This is a genomic window from Paenibacillus sp. AR247 (assembly GCF_002968895.1).
Lineage (GTDB): Bacteria > Bacillota > Bacilli > Paenibacillales > Paenibacillaceae > Paenibacillus_AQ > Paenibacillus_AQ favisporus.
In genome coordinates, this window is sequence record NZ_PCZT01000009.1 from 1,592,616 (window position 1) to 1,596,178 (window position 3,563).

The 3,563-nt window shown below is 52.6% G+C and carries 6 protein-coding genes; 1 reads left to right on the plus strand and 5 read right to left on the minus strand.

Annotation, left to right across the window (positions count from 1 at the left end; genetic code table 11):
- From CPT76_RS15655 to CPT76_RS15665, 3 genes are all read right to left on the minus strand, one after another.
- On the minus strand, positions 1 to 625 hold a 625-nt coding region (locus CPT76_RS15655; RefSeq protein WP_105443542.1), incomplete at its 3' end, for a threonine/serine exporter family protein.
- A gap of 129 nt (positions 626 to 754) precedes the next feature.
- Positions 755 to 1,570 carry a class I SAM-dependent methyltransferase gene (locus tag CPT76_RS15660; protein ID WP_105443543.1) on the minus strand — a complete coding sequence of 272 codons (816 nt, stop codon included), beginning with the start codon at positions 1,568 to 1,570 and terminating at the stop codon, positions 755 to 757.
- 43 nt (positions 1,571 to 1,613) lie between these two features.
- The gene (locus tag CPT76_RS15665; RefSeq protein WP_181152869.1) at positions 1,614 to 2,120 is read right to left on the minus strand and encodes a GNAT family N-acetyltransferase; all 507 of its coding nucleotides are present in this window, start codon (positions 2,118 to 2,120) and stop codon (positions 1,614 to 1,616) included.
- A 187-nt stretch (positions 2,121 to 2,307) separates the two neighbouring features.
- On the opposite strand from CPT76_RS15665, the gene CPT76_RS15670 reads away from it, so the two are divergent.
- Positions 2,308 to 2,778 (plus strand): DinB family protein, encoded by a 471-nt coding sequence (locus CPT76_RS15670; protein ID WP_105443545.1) that lies wholly within the window; start codon positions 2,308 to 2,310, stop codon positions 2,776 to 2,778.
- A 71-nt stretch (positions 2,779 to 2,849) separates the two neighbouring features.
- On the opposite strand, the gene CPT76_RS15675 is transcribed toward CPT76_RS15670, so the two are convergent.
- Together CPT76_RS15675 and CPT76_RS15680 are read right to left on the minus strand one after the other, a co-directional pair.
- Complete coding sequence (locus CPT76_RS15675) at positions 2,850 to 3,155, minus strand: antibiotic biosynthesis monooxygenase family protein (protein WP_105443546.1); 306 nt, start codon at positions 3,153 to 3,155, stop codon at positions 2,850 to 2,852.
- Between the two features lie 111 nt (positions 3,156 to 3,266).
- A partial coding sequence (locus CPT76_RS15680; protein WP_219845432.1) for a GNAT family N-acetyltransferase occupies positions 3,267 to 3,563 on the minus strand: 297 nt, incomplete at its 5' end.

Consider the following 3,563-nt stretch of genomic DNA (forward strand, 5'->3'; position numbering starts at 1 on the left):
CCGGTACGAGCGGCATGACCGAGCTGATGACGATAATGTCCAGGTCCCGCCCGAAGCCGAATTTGACGAACAGGATCGAGCAGAGGCCGATCGCCAGCGCTCCCGAAAACTCGGCGAAGAACTTGACGGGAATCATCCGCTGCAGCATCAGCGTGCAGTAATATCCGAGACCTCCGGCCACAGCCGCGGGCAGGAAATCGGGCCAAATCCCGCGGAACATGATCAGGAAACAGCCGCTGGCCAGCGCTGCCATCAGCAACCGCAGCCACAGCGGGTAAATATCACCTGTCCGCTGGATGTTTTCCAGCTCCCGGCGCGCTTCAGCGATGGTCAGCTCCCCTTTGCTGATGCGGCGGGATACGCTGTTCACGCGGTCGATTTTATGCAAATTCGTCGTCCGGTCCGAAATCCGGTTCAGCCTCGTGATCGGCTGCGGATCCTCCATAGAAAAAATGAGTCCCGTAGGGGTCATGTAGCTATGCGTTTTATCCACGCCAAAAGAAGCGGCAATCCGTACCATGGTATCTTCCACTCGGTACGTCTCCGCTCCGCTCTGCAGCATGATTTGCCCGGCCAGCAGGCATACCTTCATGATTTCGTGCTCCCTCTGCACCAAGTCTTCCAAAGCTCTTCCTCCCGTATGCGCAAAACCCTATGTTAGTTACAGTATAATCGGTTTGCCGGACAAAAACACGGACAAGCATCACTTCCTCGTCATAGAGCGGAATCCTCCGGAGTAAGAAGTACCCTTCGGTTATTGTGGCTTGACTCCGATAAACAGCAGATGAGAGGAAGCACCTAGGATATACGGGTCTTCTGCAGCCTCCATAACACGGTTCAGAAACCGCTGATATTGCTCTGGACCGCGGCCCCGCCAGTATGCCCACTGTTCCTCGTTCATAGACTGCACCACGCTGCCGGATGCGATTAACTTCACGCTGTCGAAGCCATGCTGCTCCATGAAGGGACGAATTTCATCAATCGGAAAATAATAAGCTCCCGTAAACCGGCCATCATCGCTGTGGTTGAATACACCCGTTCTCATAAACTCATCAATGCCGTCCATCGTATCATTCGGCTTCCAGGACTGCGGATGCAGCAGCGAATTGATCAAATGCCTCGTCCGGGACATAAAGGCGACAAATACATGGCCGCCGGGCTTGACCACCCGAAAGAGCTCCCGGGCCGCCTGGTTCCGGTCTTCCTCCTGTTGAAGATGGTACAGCGGCCCAAGCATCAAAACAGCGTCAAACCGCCCGTCTTCAAATCTTCCAAGATCTCTTGCATCGGCCACGTGGATCCCCTGGAACCTTTCCTCCAGCTTGCATTCCTTCACCTTGCCGGCCGCGAGGCCGACGAGGCGCGGAGACAGGTCGGTCAAGGTCACGTCATAGCCTTCCTGCGCCAGCGCAACCGCATATTTGCCCGGCCCCGCCCCGTTGTCGAGGACATGTGTTCCCGGCTTCAAATACCGTTTAATGAAATGGAGGTTGACCATAAATTCGACCGGCTCCCGTTCCAGTCTCCCCCATTCATCAAACTGATTATAGTAATCGATTATGCTGCCCATCTTTCCGCTTCCTTTCCATAGACGGATTCCCGTCCTTCCTATTTCAGAGCTTATCCCAAGCCAAACCGGTTTCCAGAACCGCCTGGCCGGCGATATCCAGCGTTTTTTCAGAGACGGGACTTCCACGCATTTTTATATAAAATTGACGCGCCGGATTTTCCTTGAGCACCCATACGTACATGGAACCGAAGCCGTTCTCCCGGAAGGCTTGGATCAGCGTGTTCACCAGCAATCTCCCGTGTCCGCTTCCCTGATGTTCCTGAAGCAAATATAAGGCGTAGATTTCCGCATCATACCCGGCCTCTTCCTCCCGGCATTTTCCCCCTTGTATAAACCCGGACACCCGTCCGGCTTCATCCTCGGAAACGAATGTCCACAAGTCCTTATCCCCCCGGCTTAGAAGCTGCTTCCACCGCTCCATCCGGCTCTCCACCGTCAGCTGATCCAGATAGGCGTCTGCGATCATGCCTCTGTAGGTCGTTTTCCAGCTTTCCACGTGGACCTTGGCCAGCACCGGGTAATCATCATAAACAGCCTGTCTGATGCTCATACGGAAAATCTCCTTTCGCACAGTACATTCCAATGCATCCATTCTCCTAGCGTGGATCAGCCTCGAAAAAACTTGATCACCGTCTGACTTGCCATTATAATAAAAAACAAGAACAAATGTTCTTGTTCGGAATTCTTCGATCTTCGCTATGTACATACATACCTGTAATAATGGAGGAGATAAAACCATGAATCCCTGCTGCCAAAGCGCGCTGCATCATATAGACGTGGCAATCCGTTCCATTCTCGAGATCATGGACGGTCTGGATGAATGCGATCTGCCGAAGCGGCCGACCCCCGGCAAATTTTCCGTAGGCGAGCTGCTGGAGCATCTCGCCATGCTGCCGCTCGCCGATTCGATTATTTCAGACGGCGCCTCTCAGGAAGAGATGGCTGCATTTTACAGCAGGACATCGTATTCGACGAGCGCGCGCATCCGTCAAGCCTTTCAAGATAACTATGAATCCCTTGTTCAAAAATACGGCTCGCTGACGGAAGCCCAGCTTCAGGAAGAGGTTTCCTCCTACTGGGGGGCATCATATACTCGGTTCGGCTGGCTGCTGGAAATTTTGGCGCATTTATACCATCACCGGGGTCAGCTTCATTCCATGCTCGTGCATGATTTGGGACATGACCCGCGCGTTTCTTTATTTGAGTAATACATAACTTTTCAATTCGGCTGCCGCGTTGGACCATAGGGCTCCTCCCGTTACGTTCTAGGAGTATCCCTTCAGGATGTGCCCGGTAAGGTTACTTTCTCAAAATGTTCAACGACCGGGAAAGGGTCGTAATAGTGATGCAGCAGCCCTTTCCACCGAGCATAAGATTCGGACTGCCTGAATCCATCCGTATGGTCCTCAAGGGTTTCCCACTTCACGAGGAGGAGGTATTTGTTTGGAACCTCCATACAGCGCTGAAGCTCATGTCCGATGTACCCTTTCATGGAAGATATAATACCCGAAGCCTCTCGGAAGGCTTGCTCAAATGCTTCGACCTGCCCCGGCTTCACCTGCAGCATCGCGGCTTCCAGAATCATATCATTTCCTCCTGACTGATCATATGGTTGAAATAGAGGTTTTGCGTCAGCTCCAAACGGATCAAATAAAGACTGCTCTTTGCCAACTTCATCACGCGTCCTGAGACGCGCCTACACTTCGAGGTCAAGCACAAGCTCTCCATTTATAAATTGACCGGTCTCTTTAAAACCCAGCCCTTTGTACAGTCGGTTTGCGGCTGTATTGTCGGGAACATGCGAGATTCTGATAACAGTACAGGCCGGATGCTCTTTTTGCTTGCGAAGGACGGCGGATAATCCCGCTTTGCCGTAACCTCTGCCTTGATAATTCCGGTCGATCATGAACCTGACGATCCAGAAGCAGCCGTCTTCCGGATACGGCTCCTCATCGAACAGCGCGAATCCTACCATGAAATCACCTGCATAAAT

Bases quoted from the DNA above. Each gene is read 5' to 3' on its own strand.
- CPT76_RS15660 (WP_105443543.1), bottom strand. From the start codon at position 1,570: ATGGGCAGCATAATCGATTACTATAATCAGTTTGATGAATGGGGGAGA.
- CPT76_RS15665 (WP_181152869.1), bottom strand. From the start codon at position 2,120: ATGAGCATCAGACAGGCTGTTTATGATGATTACCCGGTGCTGGCCAAG.
- CPT76_RS15670 (WP_105443545.1), top strand. From the start codon at position 2,308: ATGAATCCCTGCTGCCAAAGCGCGCTGCATCATATAGACGTGGCAATC.
- CPT76_RS15675 (WP_105443546.1), bottom strand. From the start codon at position 3,155: ATGATTCTGGAAGCCGCGATGCTGCAGGTGAAGCCGGGGCAGGTCGAA.